Source organism: Paenibacillus endophyticus, assembly GCF_014192395.1.
Lineage (GTDB): Bacteria > Bacillota > Bacilli > Paenibacillales > Paenibacillaceae > Pristimantibacillus > Pristimantibacillus endophyticus.
On record NZ_JACHXW010000013.1, the window covers coordinates 1 to 17,941 of the forward strand.

General features: G+C 49.5%; 17 protein-coding genes. 8 read left to right on the forward strand and 9 right to left on the reverse strand.

Translation table 11 applies throughout. From position 1 onward, the window contains the following. Positions 1 to 389: 389 nt before the first annotated feature. From FHS16_RS19520 to FHS16_RS19535, 4 genes are all read right to left on the reverse strand, one after another. Positions 390 to 1,085: an S-layer homology domain-containing protein gene (locus FHS16_RS19520; RefSeq protein ID WP_183566418.1), complete on the reverse strand. Its 696-nt coding sequence runs from the start codon at positions 1,083 to 1,085 to the stop codon at positions 390 to 392. A gap of 72 nt (positions 1,086 to 1,157) precedes the next feature. Beyond that, positions 1,158 to 2,357, reverse strand: coding sequence for an MFS transporter (locus tag FHS16_RS19525; protein ID WP_183566421.1), 1,200 nt, complete (start codon positions 2,355 to 2,357; stop codon positions 1,158 to 1,160). Positions 2,358 to 2,395: 38 nt separating this feature from the next. Continuing rightward, positions 2,396 to 3,523 carry a Gfo/Idh/MocA family protein gene (locus tag FHS16_RS19530; protein WP_183566424.1) on the reverse strand — a complete coding sequence of 376 codons (1,128 nt, stop codon included), beginning with the start codon at positions 3,521 to 3,523 and terminating at the stop codon, positions 2,396 to 2,398. 1 nt (position 3,524) lies between these two features. Beyond that, positions 3,525 to 4,349: a sugar phosphate isomerase/epimerase family protein gene (locus FHS16_RS19535; protein ID WP_183566427.1), complete on the reverse strand. Its 825-nt coding sequence runs from the start codon at positions 4,347 to 4,349 to the stop codon at positions 3,525 to 3,527. 345 nt (positions 4,350 to 4,694) lie between these two features. Between FHS16_RS19535 and FHS16_RS19540 the strand changes: the two genes are divergently transcribed. The 7 genes from FHS16_RS19540 to FHS16_RS19570 all read left to right on the forward strand — a co-directional run bounded on the left by FHS16_RS19540 (position 4,695) and on the right by FHS16_RS19570 (position 11,514). Then, complete coding sequence (locus FHS16_RS19540; protein ID WP_183566430.1) at positions 4,695 to 6,095, forward strand: stalk domain-containing protein; 1,401 nt, start codon at positions 4,695 to 4,697, stop codon at positions 6,093 to 6,095. A 20-nt stretch (positions 6,096 to 6,115) separates the two neighbouring features. Beyond that, positions 6,116 to 6,979, forward strand: coding sequence for a phosphate ABC transporter substrate-binding protein (locus tag FHS16_RS19545; protein WP_183566433.1), 864 nt, complete (start codon positions 6,116 to 6,118; stop codon positions 6,977 to 6,979). Between the two features lie 164 nt (positions 6,980 to 7,143). Beyond that, a complete protein-coding gene (pstC, locus tag FHS16_RS19550; protein WP_183566436.1) occupies positions 7,144 to 8,106 on the forward strand; it encodes a phosphate ABC transporter permease subunit PstC in 963 nt (320 codons plus the stop codon). Positions 8,107 to 8,120: 14 nt separating this feature from the next. Continuing rightward, the gene (gene pstA, locus FHS16_RS19555; RefSeq protein ID WP_183566873.1) at positions 8,121 to 9,011 is read left to right on the forward strand and encodes a phosphate ABC transporter permease PstA; all 891 of its coding nucleotides are present in this window, start codon (positions 8,121 to 8,123) and stop codon (positions 9,009 to 9,011) included. Positions 9,012 to 9,173: 162 nt separating this feature from the next. Further along, positions 9,174 to 9,665 (forward strand): DUF1648 domain-containing protein, encoded by a 492-nt coding sequence (locus FHS16_RS19560; protein WP_183566439.1) that lies wholly within the window; start codon positions 9,174 to 9,176, stop codon positions 9,663 to 9,665. A gap of 94 nt (positions 9,666 to 9,759) precedes the next feature. Then, positions 9,760 to 10,536 carry a 3'-5' exonuclease gene (locus FHS16_RS19565; RefSeq protein ID WP_183566442.1) on the forward strand — a complete coding sequence of 259 codons (777 nt, stop codon included), beginning with the start codon at positions 9,760 to 9,762 and terminating at the stop codon, positions 10,534 to 10,536. A 99-nt stretch (positions 10,537 to 10,635) separates the two neighbouring features. Continuing rightward, positions 10,636 to 11,514, forward strand: a complete 879-nt coding sequence (locus FHS16_RS19570) for a DMT family transporter (RefSeq protein ID WP_183566443.1) — start codon at positions 10,636 to 10,638, stop codon at positions 11,512 to 11,514. 48 nt (positions 11,515 to 11,562) lie between these two features. Here FHS16_RS19570 and FHS16_RS19575 read toward each other — a convergent pair whose 3' ends face one another. The 3 genes from FHS16_RS19575 to FHS16_RS19585 form a co-directional block, all read right to left on the reverse strand. Further along, positions 11,563 to 12,126: a nitroreductase family protein gene (locus FHS16_RS19575; RefSeq protein WP_183566446.1), complete on the reverse strand. Its 564-nt coding sequence runs from the start codon at positions 12,124 to 12,126 to the stop codon at positions 11,563 to 11,565. Between the two features lie 20 nt (positions 12,127 to 12,146). Then, a complete protein-coding gene (locus FHS16_RS19580) occupies positions 12,147 to 13,070 on the reverse strand; it encodes an ABC transporter substrate-binding protein (RefSeq protein ID WP_183566449.1) in 924 nt (307 codons plus the stop codon). Positions 13,071 to 13,197: 127 nt separating this feature from the next. Beyond that, positions 13,198 to 14,787 (reverse strand): AraC family transcriptional regulator, encoded by a 1,590-nt coding sequence (locus FHS16_RS19585; protein ID WP_183566453.1) that lies wholly within the window; start codon positions 14,785 to 14,787, stop codon positions 13,198 to 13,200. Between the two features lie 166 nt (positions 14,788 to 14,953). Between FHS16_RS19585 and FHS16_RS19590 the strand changes: the two genes are divergently transcribed. Continuing rightward, positions 14,954 to 16,498, forward strand: a complete 1,545-nt coding sequence (locus FHS16_RS19590; RefSeq protein ID WP_183566456.1) for a class I adenylate-forming enzyme family protein — start codon at positions 14,954 to 14,956, stop codon at positions 16,496 to 16,498. Between the two features lie 236 nt (positions 16,499 to 16,734). Here the strand turns inward: FHS16_RS19590 and FHS16_RS19595 are convergent, their stop codons facing one another. Both FHS16_RS19595 and FHS16_RS19600 read right to left on the reverse strand, forming a co-directional pair. Beyond that, entirely contained in the window at positions 16,735 to 17,475 is a 741-nt protein-coding gene (locus FHS16_RS19595) for a class I SAM-dependent methyltransferase (RefSeq protein WP_183566459.1), read from the reverse strand. 15 nt (positions 17,476 to 17,490) lie between these two features. Further along, the gene (locus tag FHS16_RS19600) at positions 17,491 to 17,925 is read right to left on the reverse strand and encodes a DUF6157 family protein (RefSeq protein WP_183566462.1); all 435 of its coding nucleotides are present in this window, start codon (positions 17,923 to 17,925) and stop codon (positions 17,491 to 17,493) included. Positions 17,926 to 17,941 lie beyond the last annotated feature (16 nt).

The following is a 17,941-nucleotide window of genomic DNA, read 5'->3' on the forward strand; positions in this document are numbered from 1 at the left end:
GTACAAAATGGTGGTGTGGTAACTTCCATTTTACACGAAGCCTTCATGGGCCTTTTGTTTTTTTAGGTGTCGCACTTCATTTTACAATCCGTCAATAATAAATATGATACAAATAAAGATTACCCTTTTAATTCATATTTATCCGGTTGGATTTATAGTGATGCTCGGACAATTATTACAATCCAAGAATCCCAGGATGCGGACATACGTTTACTCGGTGAGCTTCCCGTATTATAGCCGGCTATTAGGCACTAACCGCTGGGCAAAGGACATCTAGGAATGCTAAGCCCGCTGGCTATATCCGGATATTATTCCGCTCAACAACTAGAAGAGGCCGTGACCGCAGGTTTTCACCTTGCAGGCACGGCCTCGCTTTTCGTCATAACGGGTTATTCATTAACCGCTGGCAGCTCTGGATTCGGGTCAGGCGCAACATCATCCTTATGCGCCTCGATGAAGGCATGCGTATCATAGAGCATAGCCGCTGCCTCGCCGCGGGTCAACACATGCGCAGGATCGAAGTTTCCAGCTTCGTCCAAGGATGCGATTTTGTACAGTAGCGCCCGTTGGATCGTACCTTGATAATCAATCGTAATATTCTTCTCGTCTTGAATCGGAATGAACATCTTGATCGTTGGGTATTGGCCTGTCAGCTCAAGCGCTTGGACCAAATAATGGGTAAACTGCTCTTTGGTCAGCGGTGCAGACGGGTCAATATCGGCTGGAATGTCAAGACCATTGTAGTGCGCAATCACGAAATCCTCCGCAAACCATGCGTCATTTTTCACATGCGTATAATATCCGTCAGCGGTAGGCGCTTTATTGAAATCAATAGCAGCTAGGCTGATTTGAGTCGTTCTCACGATTAATGAAATCCCCTGCGCTGCAGTAAGGCTGTCCTCCGGATGAAAGGCCGCATCGCTCACCCCTTTTATAATACCCTGCTGCTGCAAGGCTTCAATCTTCACTTTGCTGCCTGCATTAGCAATATCGTTAAATGGAGTAGCGGCGAAGGCTTGTGTTGTAAAAGATGCAGAAAGCATGACCGCGACCGCTGCAATAGCTGTGCCCATTCTTTTCTTCATGGTCGTCCACCTCTTCTGATTGGTTTTGTCCGTTCTCCTATTTGAACGGGCCCAGGCTCAAAAAGGTTGCAGTCACCTTATATCTATGCTCTTTTCTGCATGCGCATATACCTCTCTTCGAAGCTGTGCATAAAGCAAGCCGAAGCCGGCAATGCCTACAGCCGCCAAGATGCCGCATAATTGATACATAGCCCGAGGACCTGCTTCCTCGAACATTACGCCTCCGATTATACCAGCTGCGATACCCGATAAACCGCCCCATGTAAGCGCATAGACGGCCTGTCCCGATGCCCTGAATTCGGCCGGAACAAGAAGCACGGTCAGCTGCGTTCCGATATAATAATAGCCGCCAAAGGTTAAGCAATGGAGCACTTGGATGAATATAATTTGCTGCGCGGTGTCCGCTCCCGACATAAGGAGCCAGCGCAGCGCGAAGAGCAGGCTGATCACAACCAGGCACAGCACCATCGTCCTTGCATTCTTTTTCAAGTAACGGTCCAGCAGTAGAAAAACCGGTATCTCAAAGATAGATGACCAGAAAGCTGACCACCCAATGAGCGATGCTTCTCCGCCAAGCTCTTTGATATAGAGCGCAATAAAGGTTGTATTCATAGAGTTCGGAATAGAGATTACCAATCCGATTATTAGAAACAGCAGAAAGGATCGTTTGACGAACATGGAACGGTAATTCACTTTACCCGCATGAGCCGCCCCTTTAACTTCGCCTTTAGGGAGCGTAAAAGCAAAGCCGAGCGACAGAAGCATCATTGCCGTATAGATCACCCATAGGCGCTCAATGCCAATCTGCCCGATGACAGGGCCTGCAGCGACCGCCATCAGCGCCCAGCCTAAGGAGCCGAACAATCGAAAAGCGCCAAATTTGTGTGCAGTCCCTTCTATGCTGTTGAGTATCAAGCTGTTGGTCTGCGAGAATAGCGGCATTTGGAAAAAGAAAAAGAACAGCATGCACACATAAATATGCGTGTACGATTGAAATAGAAAAACAAACTGCATGATTATCATACTTCCAATAAGCATGATAATCAGAATAAGCCTAATATTGCGAATCCGATCGCTCAAATAACCCCAAAGCGGATTGGCTATAATCGAGACGACAGGTCCACCCGCCATCAAGGCGCCAATCTCAATGGTGGACATCCCAACCGACTGCAAATACAAGGCAAAAAAAGTGCTGTATACGGCAATTGCACCATAAACAAAAAAATTAAACGCCTTAATCAAATGTAATGACTGATTCTCGTTTCGATTCATATCCCTATCCTTCATCCAGCCGTCAGCGCGGGCTTGCCTTAGAGCTTCACGGCAGACGTGCGGGAACGCGCGATGACTTCGTCCACCCCTACCTCCCGCCCCAGCTCCTCCGACATATAAATCCCCTCGCTGATCAGCATCGTATTCAGCGCAATCTCCGCTGTCGGGAGCAGCGGCACCCTGCCTTGCAGCGCCGCCACCCAGTGATGCTGGGAGGTGCTGTAAGCATCCTCGTTATCGTTCAGCCGATGCCTGCGCAAATCCATCATATCGAGGTCAAGCGTGCTGTCCATATCCATATCGCATACCGTACTGTGATAGCTGAATGGCTGCGCTCCCGCGCCTGTTTGGTCATTTGGCAGTCTTATGCCACCCTTCGATCCGGCAATGCTGCTGCCCTCGAAGCCGCCCAGATGCACAGCCCATGCCTCCACAATATCAAGCGTCATGCCGCCTGCAAACCGAATGAATCCGGTTGCCAGCTCCTCCACGTCAAAGCCGCTCTGCTCTTTGCGATCCGCGCGCATATCCGTTTCCTGATACAGCTTCCCAGAAATGCGGTCCACCTGGGGATTGCCAAGAAGATAAAGAAGCTGTGCGATATGATACACGCCCATATCCAGCAAGGCACCACCTGCCGCCGTGTCCTTGCGCGTGAAATAAGGCGTGCCGTAGCCATCGACAAAAGGCCGGTTTCTTCTGCGGAAGCCCGTCGAGCGTGCATGATACAGCCTGCCGAGCATACCGCCATCAATGAGCGTTTTGGCTGCCTTTGTATCTTTACCATATAACGTAAACAGCTGGATATGCAATTGTTTTCCGTGCTTCCGAGCAGCCTCAACCATCGCCCTGCCGTCCGAATAGGTCCCCGCTATCGGTTTCTCGCAGTAAACATGAAGACCGGCTTCCAGCGCAGCGATCGTCACAGGGGCATGAAAGTTGTTGTGCAAGCAGACATCCACTGCGTCCAGGTCATCCCGTTTAAGCAGTTCGCGGAAATCCGCATAAGCATGAGGAATGCCATACTGCTCCGCTACCCGGCTCGCTTCGGGCTCATTGACATCGCATACCGCCACCAGCTCCGCTCCAGGTATGTCTTTATATTTTTCAATATGCATTTTGCCGATTTGGCCAACGCCGATAATCGCTATTCGTATGGGATTCATCTTATTGCTCCTCTTCGGTTGATGGGGTTCCAGCATCCGCAAGCAGCCTTTTCACCTTGGCAATAAGCAGCTCTGTCTCGACATACTGATTGCCGGGAGCATTATATTCCACGCCGAAATAGCCCTTATAACCAGCATCCTTCAACAGGTGAATCGTCGACAAAGCCCCTTCCCCATCGACCGTTTCCTCGTCAAAGTGCGTATGGTAAGCCCACGGAGCAACCAGCCTGTCCCCTTCTGCTTGGTCTGTCTTCCAACGTCCGAGATGCACAAGAAAACCAAAGGACGGGTGAGCGACTGCCTCCGCAAGACGCTTCATTTCGTTAGGATTGAGCGAAGCGCCCATATGGTTCTCCGGTCCGATAAGAAAGCCGTGATCCGCCGCAAAGGACGAGAATTGCTGATAGCGCTTAACCGTGTACTCAAACTGCTCCTCGGTCATTTTCTCATCGTTCTTATAGCTGCCTCCGGTATCGATTCGAACAGTCTCTGCGCCCAGTAAGACAGAAGCCTTAAGATGAAGCAAAGCATTGTCATACAGAAGCCTGCGCATATCCTCATCAGGGTCCCATAAATGTGCCCCATCAATAGCAAAGTTAATGAGGCGCAGCTCTTTTTCATCCAGTGCCTCGCGTATTTTACGAATATAGCTTTCATCAGCCAGCTTCATGATCGGCTTGCTGCTGCGGTCTATGAAAAAACCGTTCCACAAATCAACCGCATCCATCCGGTAACGGTATTTCACGGTTTCCAAATACCCGAACACATCCATCTTGCCTTCCAAATACAAATTATTGAAAGAATAACCCCCGATAGATATCTTCATTCATTGTTCCTCCCCTAATAAATAGATTCGCGGACATACCCTCATTATAAGCCTCGCCTCCGATCGGCTGCGGTGCACTTTCTTCTTATTAAGGGGTAAATTTCTACTCTCGCATCCGAGGATGATTTCCTAGTTCGATATACCCCCTCTTATTTACAAATTCAATACAATTTCTAAATAATGGGATAATAAATAGCTGATATGATCTAGTAGAAATGAACGACATACGACAAGCCGCTCCGAATTAACGCTGTCTGGGAGGGATCAAGCTGCTTACATACCGGCCACAGCGTCGGAGATTTGAATCATACTACAACCCCCATTAGAGAAAGGTGATCTCATTCCATGCAAATGAAAAAAGCAATGGCCATTTCCATGATCGCAGCAGCAATCAGCGCCTCGGCAGTTACTCCAGTGTTCGCTCAAACGGCAGCTGCCAAACAATCGGTGCAAATCAACACTTCCAGCTTTCTCGTCAATGCAAATCCGGTATCCATCCGTACAGTCGTAGACGGCGGCGTAACGCTTGCTTCCGTTCGTGACATGATTAACGCAATTGGCGCTACGCTGCATATCAACAGCGACCGCACAGTAGTTGTGAAATTCGGCGACCATACGTTGAAATTCAAGCATGCATCCAAATCCATCACGGTTAACGGCACAGCTACTCCAATCTCACACCCCGTGAAGGAAGTCGCATACTCCACGTTCATCGAGCCCGCTGCTTTCATAGAAGCGCTTGGCGGCAGCTACGAGAATAACGCGATCAGCACGGTAGAACTGCTAGACGGAGCAGAGCATGCTGTATGGGTTAATGCTTCCCAGCTGATTGTTTCGAACTCGGCAGGCGAAGGACGCGAGGACTACTTGGTTAACGCGGCTACCGGCAAATACGAGCTGCTGCTCACATCCGAAGGCGCTTCTGAGCTTGTTCTTTCTCCTGACGGCACAAGCGTTGCTTACTCCGATGCGAACGGTGCCGTATTCACCATTGACCTAGCTACTAAGCAATCGAAGCAGGTTAGCACGGATAATTCGATCAAAAACGAGCTGCAATGGTCTAACGACGGCGCTTCGCTGTTCTTCCTGCAAGGCGACAAAAGCTCGGTCATCGCAAAAGTAACGCTGGCAGACGGCAAAGTATCCAAAGTGCTTGAGGATAAAGTCGATTACAAAGCAAACCTTGAAGTATCCGCTGACGGCACGCAATTTGCCTTCTACGTGTTCAAGCAGCCGAAAGTAACGGCCGACAGCAACCAGGACGTTGAGCTTGATGATGTTGCAATCGACGCAACGGGAACTGAGCCGCAAATTTATTTCTACAATGCGAAGGCAGCAGACAACAAGCCTGCTCAGCTTACAAAGGATACGACGGATAAAGTGTTCCTGCAGCTTTCCGCAGACGGCTCGAAAGTCAGCTACGTGAGCGTAAGCAATGATGAAGCAAGCCTAGGTCAACTGGTAACAATCGATAACACAGGCAAAGCAAGCACGCCTGCATTTGCCGATAAGGATGTTTATCAGCTCGTTCAAGGCGGAAGCAAGCTTTACCTGCTGACGGCAGACGGCAGCAGCACGAATGCAATCTATGAGATCGACAGCGAGACCGGCGCAAGCAAGCTCGTACAAACGGTTTCCGACAGTACTTCGGAGCTGATTGTATCAGGCAGCGCTAACTTCGCGGCACTTATTGACGGACAGCTGGCTGTCTGGACCAATGGCAACTGGAAAAATATAACTAACTAATTAAATGGAGGTATTTCCTAATGAAATGGTTTAAACAACTTACAATCGCAGCGCTTATCGCCGTAATCGGCTTCAGCTCTGTTCCTGCTTCTACGCCTACCGCAACTGCTGCAAGCAAGCTGAGCGGCAAAATCGTAATCAACGGTTCTTCTGCCCTGCTGCCTTTGACTCTGCAAGCGGCGAACGAATTCAAAAAGCTTAATCCGAAAGTTAAAATCTCTGCTTCCGCTGCTGGTTCGATCACAGGTCCTCAGGCAGTTCGCAAAGGCATCGCCAACATCGGCGCAGTAGACTGGGATGCTTCCAAGGATGTACCGGGCTTTAAGAAATTTGACGGCCAAGTCGCGCACAAGGTAGCTGTCATTCCTTTCGCTGCTGTCGTGAACAAAAACGTTACGGCAACCAACCTAACGACAAAAGAGCTGCAAGGCATCTTCTCCGGCAAAATCAAAAACTGGAAAGAGGTTGGCGGCAAGGATGCTGAAATCATCGTCGTAAACCGTACTTTCGGTTCGGGTACGCGCGTAAACTTCCAAGACAAAGCGCTTGACGGTACAGATTTCATGACCAAAGGCGACAATTACAAAGAAGTAAAAACGAGCGGCGACATGAAGTCCGCTATTGAAACAACGCCAAATGCAATCGGTTATATGGATCTTGCTTATGTAACGGACAAAATGACAGCTGTAAAAATCAACGATATCGCTCCAACTGAAGCGAACGTAATCAACGGCAAATACAAGGTATGGGGCTACGGCTATTACATGACCAAAGGCGAGCCTACAGGCGCTACCAAAGAATTCATTAAATACGTGCAAAGCACGAAGTTCCAAAACGGTTCATTGAAAAAGCTTAAGTTCATTCCGATCTCGGCTATCAAATAATTTTCTGTCTAAGGAGCGGTCGGCTTGCGCGAATAAGCGCCTGAGCCGGCCGTTCTTTCCTTCAATGGCATTAAACATGATCCCCATTTATATTTCATAGCGTAACGAGCAAAGCGGCCTACTCGCCGACTTCAGCCCCGTTTGCTTAGAGGAGCTTACCGTATATGTTGGAATCCACTCATGCCGGGCGGCAGCCGCGTCTCTCTTCAGAGCTTGGCAAAGCGATATTGGCGGGCAGCAGCAAGCCGTTTGACCGGCGATCCCGCTTATTTTTCTCGAACCGCCTCTTCCGTTACCTTTGCATCGCAGCAGCCAGCTTTGTATGTCTTATTCTTTTTCTCATCCTGCTGCTCATGTTCCGTACGGGCGTGCTTACCTTCAGCCACATTTCATTCGCCGACTTCTTCTTCAGCACCGAATGGAATCCGGAGAATGAGCAGTACGGAGCACTGATCTTCATCTTCGGAACCTTTGCGCTTACCGCGCTAACGCTGCTCATATGCGTTCCGATCTCTTTGATTATCGCCGTATTCCTTTCGGTATTCGTACCGCCCTGGCTCAAAAACATGCTTCGTCCCGTACTGGACCTGCTTGTCGGCATCCCTTCCGTCGTTTATGGGTATTTGGGCTTAACCGTCCTTATTCCACTCATCCGCAACGTAACGGGAAGCGGCATGGGCGACGGTCTGCTCGCAGCAGCTCTCGTGCTTACCATTATGGTGCTGCCAACCGTCAGCCGAATTAGCGACGACGCGATCAGCGCAGTGCCTGCCAAGTTCAGCGACGCTTCTTATGCCCTCGGCGCTACCCGCTTCCAAACAGTATGGAAAGTTCTCCTCCCTTCAGCCAAGAGCGGCATTATGTACGCAGTCATTCTTGGCATGGCCCGTGCGGTCGGCGAGACGATGGCTGTCGTGATGGTCATTGGCAATACGCCGCAGCTAGCAGATAGCCTGCTGAAGCCTACGTCTGTCCTAACAAGCAATATCGTCATGCAAATTTCCAACGTTCCGTTCGACTCTACATGGAACTACGCGCTTTATTTGATGGGCTTCCTGCTCCTCGTCATCTCCCTATTGATGATCGTGGCCATCCGCTGGCTTCAACGGAAAGGGGCACAAGCATGAAGCATACTTTAGAAATGAATCCGTCTGCCAACCCGTTCAGCGGCAAAAAAGGGCTTAACCGTCTGAAAGACCGCATGTTTACCGGAATCGTTTGGACGCTTGGCGTCTTGATTATCGCCTTTATCTTCGGGCTTCTCTATCTCATTCTGCAGGATGGCCTTCCCAAAATAACATGGGATTTCATATTCGGCCTGCCGAGCGAAATTGACGAAGGCGGCGGAATTGGTCCGACGCTGATCAACTCCTTTTATATTTTGTTCATTTCACTGCTCATTTCCATTCCGCTCGGAATGGCAGCAGGCATTTACTTGGCGGAGTTCGCTCCGGACAACAAGCTGATCGGCTTCGTCCGCATTTGCGTGGAGGGTCTAGCCTCCGTGCCTTCCATTATTTTCGGCTTGTTCGGCATCGCCTTGTTCGTGGAGTACTTTGAGATCGGACTGACCATTCTAGGCGGCGCGGTCAGCCTCGCTTTCCTAAACCTGCCCGTGCTTACGCGCGTCACCGAGGAATCGATCCGATCCGTGCCCAAGGAACTGAAAAGCGCCTCCTTCGCGCTTGGCGGCACGCATTTGCAGACAATTATGCGCGCCTTGATTCCGGCAGCGCTCAGCGGCATCATAACGGGCATCTGCCTTGTCGCTGGCCGCGCATTCGGAGAAAGCGCCGTTATTATCTTGACCGCTGGCGTCACCACCTCCGGCGAAATGTGGGATTTCAGCCTGTTCTCACCGGGTGCCACGCTCGCTGTTCATCTATGGTACGTGCAGTCGGAGGCAATTGTCGGCGATGCGCAGGAAATTGCGCAAAAAGCGGCGGCCGTGCTCGTATTCGTTGTGCTGCTTATCAACTTGGTCTTCCGCATACCGCTGTGGCTCAATGCGCGCCGCACGAAACGTTCGTAACGAACGGCTCCTACAATATGCCGAACTTCCATCAGCCGCATCCGTCGTGGGTGCGGCTGATTCCCGTATAGGGATTTATTGTAAAAAAAGAATATCCTCCGCATAACTGCCGCGATATAATAAAGGAGTACGCATAAGATTAAAGAACGGCGGTGCTGCTCCATGGTTAGATCACCTAAGCTGACAGTTCCCAAAACCATTCTGGAACGATCGCATGACGCGATCGCCATCCTGTTGCTCGTGCTCTCCTTTTCATATTTCATCATAAATTGGGCTGATCTTCCGCAGACGGTTGCCATCCATTTCAACGGAAGCGGCGAGGCGGACGGCTGGGGAAGCAAAACCGTGCTGCTGCTGCTGCCCATTCTATTGCTTGTCATTTTCATCGGGCTTTCGCTATTGCGAAAAATCCCCCATCAATTCAACTATACAGCCGTTATTACGGATCAAAACGCTCTACATCACTACAGCAACGCCATTATTCTGCTTAGCTGGGTTAAGCTTGAGATTGTTCTCATCTTCAGCTATTTGCAGTGGGCCGTCATTCAAAACGCTCTGGGAGAATCAAGCGGCATTGGCTTGTGGCAGCTTCCAGCCGCTTTCCTCATTCTGCTTGGCACGATTCTTTATTATGTGATGAAATTAAGGAAATAGCGCGATAACCGCGCTCTGCCATATTGTAGTTTCCATCTGGATATCATTTTCTGATAGAATGGATAACACAGGCTATCTATCGGAGGTTAAGATTTTGGACTATATTATTCTGGATATCGAATTTAATGGACGCAAATTTGCAAGTGAGCTGCCGATGGAGGTTATCGAGATCGGAGCCGTTCGTTTGAATAGCGAGCTGCAGCAGACCGATGAGTTTTCCGCGTTAATCAAGCCCATCTATTTCGCCAAGCTGAACAACTTTATCAAGAAAAAAACCGGCATACCTCAAGAAGACATCGATACCGCGAGCCGGTTTCCCAAGGTCATCCGCGATTTCACCGCATGGCTGAACAAAAGCGAGTCTTTCCTACTGTTTACATGGGGCGGCGAGGATTTGAAGCGAATCGTCTATGATACGCGGATGCATAAGCTCGATGACAGCTTCTGGATGGCAGCCGATTATTTCGACCTGCTGAAAGGCTATATTCGTTATAAAAATGTCACGAACGACGTCAGCGTCGAGGCTGCCCTGCTTGATCTGGAGATTGAAGCTCAGGGCTCTGCCCACCGCGCGCTTGACGATGCCCGAATGACGGCCGAAGTATTCCGCAAAATCTATGGCGAGCTTGATTTCAGCCTCAAGCAGCAATTCAAGGATATGTATACGAATGCCAAGGAAAGGCGCATGGTCAAGAATGCGATACGGACCATGACCTCGCAGAAGGTAGTGCCGCAATGGGAGATATTCGCAGAAAAGTACCTTGCGGGGAAAGCCAGCTTCGAGGATGTGCGGAAAGTCGCTGAGCTTCAGCAGTATTTTGATGCGGAGCTGGAGAAAGCCGCTAAGCCGACCGCCGGACAAGTCGTATAATTCGAATAACCAACAATATAACAGAAACCCCCGATTCTTCATGCGAAGACCGCATGGAATAGAATCGGGGGTTTTACAAGTATGGGAGAATAGACAGCAATGGAACGCAGCACCAAGTCAGTCGCAACCTATGAATTGCTTTATATCATTGGCATTATTGCCATTTCCTTTTCATCCATTTTCGTACGCTGGTCAGAAGCCGATGTCGCCGTCATCGCGATGTACAGGCTCTATTTGACCAACCTCATCATGCTGCCGCTCGTTTGGAAGTACCGCGCAGAAATGTTCCATCTCAGCGCAAAGCAATGGCGGCTGCTTGCCTTCTCAGGCGTCATGCTCGCCCTGCATTTCCTTCTATGGATGGCCTCCTTGCGGCTGACAACCGTCGCGAGCTCCACCGTCATTCTGACGTTAGAGCCAGTTATGGTCATGCTCGGCTCTTACTTCATCTTCCGCATCAAGGCAAATCGGATGATGCTATGGGGCATGGGGCTGGCGCTCGTCGGCTCCGTCATAATCGGATCAGGCGACTTTGCCCTCTCTGGCGATGCTTTGCTCGGAGATATTCTCTCCTTGCTCGGAGCGGCAGCCGTAGCCGTCCATATGCTGATCGGCAAGCAGCTCCGCAAAGACATGAGCGCCTTCGCCTACAACTTCTGGGTTTTTGCGCTTGCCGCTACGGCGCTTGCCTTCTACAATATCGTGCGCGGCAACTCTTTCACGGGCTACAGCTCGAAGGAATGGGGCTTATTCCTGCTGCTGGCGATCGTGCCGACTTTGTTCGGCCATTACCTGTTCAACTGGCTGCTGAAGCATATGAGCGCAGCCGCGGTGTCCATGTCCGTACTCGGCGAGCCTGTCATTTCCTCCTTGCTCGCATGGGTGCTCCTCAAGGAAGCATTGACAGGGTATCAGCTGGCAGCCGGAGCATTGATCCTTTTTGGGGTTTGGCTGTTCATTCGGCATGGGAAGGAATAATACAAAAGGGAGGAAGGAGCCGCATGCCGCTCCTTCCTCCCTTTTCTTCTATCCCCTATGCCACGTCACTAACTGCTCCGCCGGCTTTCTAGGCTTCGCCTTAGGAATCTTATCCGCTTCGAAATATCCCAAATGGAGCGTACCTACTATTTTCTCATTCGGCATAATGCCGGCTTTCTCTTTGAATGTTTCCTCGCGGTTGTACTCATGCGTCTTCCACACAAAGCCCATTTCCCATTCCCAAGCTAGCAGCTGCATGTTCTGGATCAACGAGGCTGCTGCCAGCAATGCATCCTCCGTCTTGCCTGGATGCTTATCTTCTGTAATAACAACAACGATATGGGCAGGCGTTTCTTGTTCATATTCATAGCGGGCGCCTGCTCCATATCGCTCCAGCTCCTCCTGCGTGTATGTAGACAACACGGCATCAGCGAACGCCTTGCGTCCATCCTTCATAAACACGATAAAACGCCAAGGCTCGACACGAGAATGGAAGGGTGCCCAGACAGCCGCATTCAGCAGCCGAAGCAGCCTTTCCTCCGTAACTTCCTTATCCGAAAAGGACCTGATCGTTCTGCGGTCCCGTATCGTCCGTTCGATCCCATTATGCAAGTTGATTAACCTCCTGCGGTTTACTGTTTATTCTGCTTAATAGCAGCAACAATTTCATCAACCGCCCTGATCGTTGCTACCGGCGAGAAGCCGAAATTCATCCACTCTTTATCGCCAACCAAATAGACTTGATTCGCTTTAACCGCTTTTAAACTCTGCCAAACAGGATTAATTTTCATATCGTCATATATTTTTTGTGCGCTTGCCTTATCCTCCCCGCCGTCCACTTGAAGAATAATATGGTCCGGATCGTATTCGGTCAGCGTTTCCAATGAGATCGCTAGGCTGCCCTCCTCTTTCGGGTATGCAGCAACGGTCTGCAGGCCGAGCTCGCCGTGAATGACCTTCCCTCTATCGGAGATTTCGCCCATAATATAGCTTTCCGTCTGCATAATTCGCATGTATACGAACGTTTCACTTCCGACGGTCGGTTGTAAGGCGGCTTTGGCTTCCTGGATATGTGCTTCGTAATCCTTAATGACTTTCTCTGCTATCTCCGTTTTATCAAGCGCCGCTGCAACATCCCGCAGTTCATCCCGCCAGTTGTCACGATCCGGCATCAGCACGGTTTTGGCAATTTTTGAATATTGATCGTACACCTTTTCATCCCGCCATTTGGGCGCAATAATTAGATCCGGCTCCGCCGCAAGCAAACCTTCCAAATTCTCGCCGTCGCCTAGTTTAACTACATCTTTGAAAGCATCATTGAAGTAGCTTGGGAACTCTGAATGATAATTTTCAGCCGCAACCGGCGTTACGCCAAGCACATATAAGAAATCCGGATAGGTAATCGAAGTGGCCACCACTCTTTGTTTTTCTGTTTCCGGTTCGGCAGCTGGAGCAGCTGTGTTCTTCCCCTCATTTGTTTCATTCGCTCCACAAGCCGTCATTACTATCAGGACAAGCGCTATCATCCATACGCTTCCTATTCTCCGCTTACTCATAATTCCATCCCTCTCGCCGTCATATATTAATAATAATTCTCATTCTCATTATAGAGGGTAGCCTTATATTGTACATGGAGCATTGGAAACAAAACATGGAGGAATGCGAATAAACACGGTCCCATGGCTATTTTCTGGCAGCAAATATTTGAATCATTTCGTCAACCGCGAAATGCGTTGCAAGCGGGGAGAATGAAAAGTTATACCATTCCGCATGCCCGACCTGATGTATCCGGCTTTCCCTGCCTATGGTCAACCGTTCCCCATTCGTCCGTCCCCATAGCTTCTTATTATCTGTTTGTAAAATAATATGGTCCGCCTTCAGCTCGGACAGCCTATCGAGGGGCAATATGATGCCAGCTTGACTCAAAGCGGATATATCTGGCGGCTTTAAGCCTAGCTCCGAATACAGGATGCGCCCTCTTGATGATTTCTCGCCAAATACGACTGCTCCCTCAAAGGTCAGCCGCACGTAGACAACCGTTTCGCCTTTAACAGCGAAATATAGCGTTTCCCTAGCCTGATCCAGCTTAACCGAAAAGCGTTCAATCACGGCATTCGCCTCAGACCGCTTGCCTAATATTTCTGCCATATCCCGCAGCTCATCGCGCCAATCCTCACGGCTTGGCAGCAGCACCGTTGTTGCGATACGGCTAAGCTCCTCGTAGATTGCTTGATCCTGCCACTCAGAAGCGACGATCAAATCAGGCTTCGATGATCTAATCTTGTCCAGGCTTAATATTTTATTATAGTGAAGCTTCTCCACTCCACCGAAGGAAGCTTGCAAATAGTAAGGAAACTCCTGATGGGGAGTTGGCGCTGCGATCGGTGTAACGCCTAGCACATGCATCAATTCCGGATATGTGACCCTTGTTCCGAAATGTCTCCTCTGCTGCAAATAATAACGCGGGGATAAACCTACCTTTTGCTTAAATCGCCTGCTGAAATAATGCTCGTCCTCAAAACCGACTCGGCGTGCGATTATATGGAAGCTGTCTCCAGATAGGTTGAGCAAGTCCTTGGCTTTCCTTATTCGCAGGCCAATTAAGTAATCAAGCGGGTTCTCGCCCGTCATTTCCTTAAAAAGAACCGTGTACCAGCGCCTGCTAATATTAGCTAGCCTCGCCAACTGTTCGACCGATATCGCTTCATCGAGATGGCGCTCCATATATTGCAGCGTGCGTTTGACAGCAAGCCGCGGGTTTTTGCTTTCTTTTTGGAAACGTTGCTGTTCAGTCAATGCAAAAACCAGCTTCTGGAAAATAAAACGATTCGCAATAGCTTCCTGCTCGTCCACTGTATTAGCAGCGCGAAAAAGCGATCTAACCATGTCTTGAATCGAATCCGTAGCCTCGAGCACCGAGTTTCTCTCGACCAAATCCGATGGCTCATTATCTAGCTGGCTATTAAGATGACTCTGCTTCTCCGCCTGATAAACTTTATATGTGATCATAAAGCAGCCTAGTGTAGGCTGCCCGTCATTAATAATCCGAGCTTGTTCCCTCGGACGAATCATCTGGATCATATGCTGAGCCAAAAGCTTCTCCCCCTGCTCTGACTGAAGCAAACCATTCCCTGCTTCTACAATAAGCAGAAGCGGCTCGGCACCTGCCGCAACCTTCAACTGCTCGCCTGCCGCAGCGGTCAAATACTGTATATCCTGCATCACAAAAAAAAGATCACGGAATGGAAGCTTGTTTGTTATCTGTCTGCCCATCTGTCACCCTCCTCCCATCCTCATCATTATACATGGTCGATTCACCTTTTATAAAAAAATCATTGCAAACGCATAAGCAATACCAATTGGAATATTAGAGTGAATCCATGATAAATTTATAACAAACTAAAATCATGGGTTTACTTATTTATTAAGGAGGTTTAACATGCTTCTCTCTAAAATACTGCCTCAAACGGCAAGGGTGCATCCTAACAGCCCAGCCATGAAAGACTCGAAAAGCACCTTGTCTTATCAGCAACTGCTGACGTTCGTAAACCGTGTCGCACAAGGCTATATTCGGCTCGGAATTCAACCTGGCGAACGAATTGCTTTGCTCGGATACCCTTCCAAATCCCTTGCTATTTCCGAATTGGCAGCGGTAGCGATAGAAGCCATTCCTTTTGCCATCGCCCCGGAGCTTACATCCCCAGAGATCGAAGCGATTATTCAAAATGCGAATCCCAAGTTAATCGTTTATGATCCCGATCTTCCCTTTATTGATACATTCCTGCAATCTTTATCCAGCAAACAAGCTCCCATCCCTTTGCACTCGCCTTTTAGGACCACGACTATATCGGATTTCATGGAAAATGAATCTTCCTACACCCCTGTGTATGAAGCAAAAGCTGACGATGTTTCGCTTATCATTTATACAGGAGGTACGACCGGACGCTCAAAGGGCGTTATTCACTCCCATCGCAGCATTCGCAGCTGGTCTTTTTTAAATCCCGAGCGAGGCGGCGGGCATCACTCTACCAAAAAATCCATTGTGCCGAACCAAGCGCATTTGACTGGCCAGTTTATTTTGTGGACGACATTATTCGAAGGCGGTTGTCTGATTTACCCGAATGCCTACCCATTGCAAGCAACTGAACTGGTTGATATTATCGAACGGGAACAAATTCAATATCTCGGGACGGTCGGGCTTCTTTTCCGCGATATGGCTACTTTAGAAGAAGTGAAGACCCGCAACTTCTCATCCATTAAAGGCGTTTCATGCGGGGGTGCTCCCATCAGCGCAAATACTTTTCATCGTGCAGCCGAACTTTTCCCACATGCCCAACTAAACCAGGTATACGCGCAAACTGAGAGCGGGCAATTTATTAGCTACCTGTCTATAAACGAGTGCTTTCTTGAAGGAAAACTGCATCGGCTTGCCTCGGTTGGCAATCCGTCCCATCTGGCTCGTTGGGGGCAGAAACCGTTTAAATTGCGCCTCATCGATGATTATGGAACAGATGTCGCATTAGGAGACATCGGCGAGGTGATTTGCCAAGGTGAGCAGATCATGCTCGGCTATTGGAACAATCCCGTTGATACCGAACAAGCCTTGCGAAACGGCTGGCTTCACACTGGAGACATGGGCAGATTCGACGAGGATGGTTATTTGTATCTCGTTGACCGGAAGAAAGAGATCGTTATTGTCGATGCCTCCAATGTTTATTGCGGGGAAGTAGAGCAAATCATCAGCCAGCATCCCTCCGTGCTGGAGGTTGCAGTTCTCGGAACGCCTTTGCCCCATGAGGGGGAACAAGTTACAGCCGTTGTTGTACTGAAGAAGGACGCATCGCTGACAATCGATCAAATCAAACTGTTCTGCTTGTCTCAATTAGCGGGGTTCAAAATCCCAACGCGCTTGGTAATTGAAGACGTTCTTCCTCGAACAGCCGTCGGCAAAATCAATAAAGCCGAAATCAGAAGGCGAATATGAGCTATCCTGCACATTTTCATTCCTATGTTCAAAAATAGGCGTTAAACCAGTAATCTGGCCGTTTAACCTGAATATGTACAACATATCCCCGTACGGAGGCTCAAATATGCAAAATGATGCTTCGCTTGAACGGTTCCCTAGGTAAATTAGAGCAACCGTTTCTTGAAAGCCAAAATGAATATAAAAAGCCTCCTAAACCAATTGCTGGCGATACTTGCGTTACTCCCTACTGCCAGCTAATCCCCGCTTTTAACAGCCGCGATCATTAAAAACATGGGGCGGCGAAGCTCGTCCTTCATATCAGGGTACTCGGCCAGCATCTCTTGCGATGGCTGAGGCTCAGAGAGCTCCTTGATACGAAAACCCGCTTCAATCAGCGAATTGAGATATGAGGCAACCGTTCGATGGTATTTCACCACGTCATGTCCCAAGAAATTCGTTTCCCTCGCGCCTTCCGAATAATAGCCGTCAACCGGCCAATGCAGCTTCTCGCCATTCGGGCCGTAATGCCAATCCTGCGCCGCAAACGCAGTGAATACAGGATGCTCCGCTGATAGTACAAACGAGCCGCCTGCCGCGAGAGCTTCATAGACGGTTCGGCACACACTTGAGAAGTCCTCTACGTAATGCAGGGCAAGAGAGCTCAGCACCACATCGAATTCGCCCGGCTGAAAAGCTAAGTCTTCAATCGCACAGTTGCGATATTCAATCCCTGCGTCATTCGTCAGCGCTCTTGCCCGGTCAAGCATATTATCAGAGAGATCGATACCAACGACCGAACTTGCCTGCTGCTCGCGCACATATCTGCAATGCCAGCCGAAGCCGCAGCCAAGGTCTAGCACTCTTTTGCCGCTTAGCTCAGGCAGCATTTCCCGCAGGACATGCCACTCCCCAGCCGCATCCAGCCCGCCGATCGAACGGGACATCGTGCTGTAATTGGCAAAAAAACCAGGCTCGTCGTACTTATTTTGTTTCATTGCATTCATCCCCTCCTAGCTGGTCGATTTTCTGCTGCTCCGCATGCCTGCCAGTACCTTTACGCCCTCCTGCTTGCCCTCTGCAAACTGATGGTACTGCTCCGACTCTCTCGGAATAAGCGCAAGCTTACCCTCTTGATTAAAGTGAAGCCCCCAGCCATACTTCTTAGGCAGCATCGAAGCACGCATGCAAGCAGTTGGCTTGGAGAAGAACGTCTCCCTTATTTCAGCTCCCCTCTCTGCAAGCTCCTCAGGCGCAATTCCCTTATGGCGTACATGCACCTCGTAAAGCAGCTCCTCCTGCGTGTACTGGTATGGCTGCTCAGCTGCAAGCTCATATTCCAAGCTCGGCTTCGTTCGACCACCCTTCTTGTCAGGCGGAATCAATCCGAACTCAGCTGGGCAATCCGGTGAAACCGTAATAAACGTATTGTAATAATTCCATTCCATGCGGCTTTCCTCCTCA

Coding starts and splice junctions, on each gene's coding strand:
- FHS16_RS19525 (WP_183566421.1), bottom strand. CDS start 2,357: ATGAATCGAAACGAGAATCAGTCATTACATTTGATTAAGGCGTTTAAT.
- FHS16_RS19540 (WP_183566430.1), top strand. CDS start 4,695: ATGCAAATGAAAAAAGCAATGGCCATTTCCATGATCGCAGCAGCAATC.
- FHS16_RS19530 (WP_183566424.1), bottom strand. CDS start 3,523: ATGAATCCCATACGAATAGCGATTATCGGCGTTGGCCAAATCGGCAAA.
- pstA (WP_183566873.1), top strand. CDS start 8,121: ATGAATCCGTCTGCCAACCCGTTCAGCGGCAAAAAAGGGCTTAACCGT.
- FHS16_RS19520 (WP_183566418.1), bottom strand. CDS start 1,085: ATGAAGAAAAGAATGGGCACAGCTATTGCAGCGGTCGCGGTCATGCTT.
- pstC (WP_183566436.1), top strand. CDS start 7,144: ATGTTGGAATCCACTCATGCCGGGCGGCAGCCGCGTCTCTCTTCAGAG.
- FHS16_RS19535 (WP_183566427.1), bottom strand. CDS start 4,349: ATGAAGATATCTATCGGGGGTTATTCTTTCAATAATTTGTATTTGGAA.
- FHS16_RS19600 (WP_183566462.1), bottom strand. CDS start 17,925: ATGGAATGGAATTATTACAATACGTTTATTACGGTTTCACCGGATTGC.
- FHS16_RS19595 (WP_183566459.1), bottom strand. CDS start 17,475: ATGAAACAAAATAAGTACGACGAGCCTGGTTTTTTTGCCAATTACAGC.
- FHS16_RS19570 (WP_183566443.1), top strand. CDS start 10,636: ATGGAACGCAGCACCAAGTCAGTCGCAACCTATGAATTGCTTTATATC.
- FHS16_RS19545 (WP_183566433.1), top strand. CDS start 6,116: ATGAAATGGTTTAAACAACTTACAATCGCAGCGCTTATCGCCGTAATC.
- FHS16_RS19580 (WP_183566449.1), bottom strand. CDS start 13,070: ATGAGTAAGCGGAGAATAGGAAGCGTATGGATGATAGCGCTTGTCCTG.
- FHS16_RS19590 (WP_183566456.1), top strand. CDS start 14,954: ATGCTTCTCTCTAAAATACTGCCTCAAACGGCAAGGGTGCATCCTAAC.
- FHS16_RS19560 (WP_183566439.1), top strand. CDS start 9,174: ATGGTTAGATCACCTAAGCTGACAGTTCCCAAAACCATTCTGGAACGA.
- FHS16_RS19585 (WP_183566453.1), bottom strand. CDS start 14,787: ATGGGCAGACAGATAACAAACAAGCTTCCATTCCGTGATCTTTTTTTT.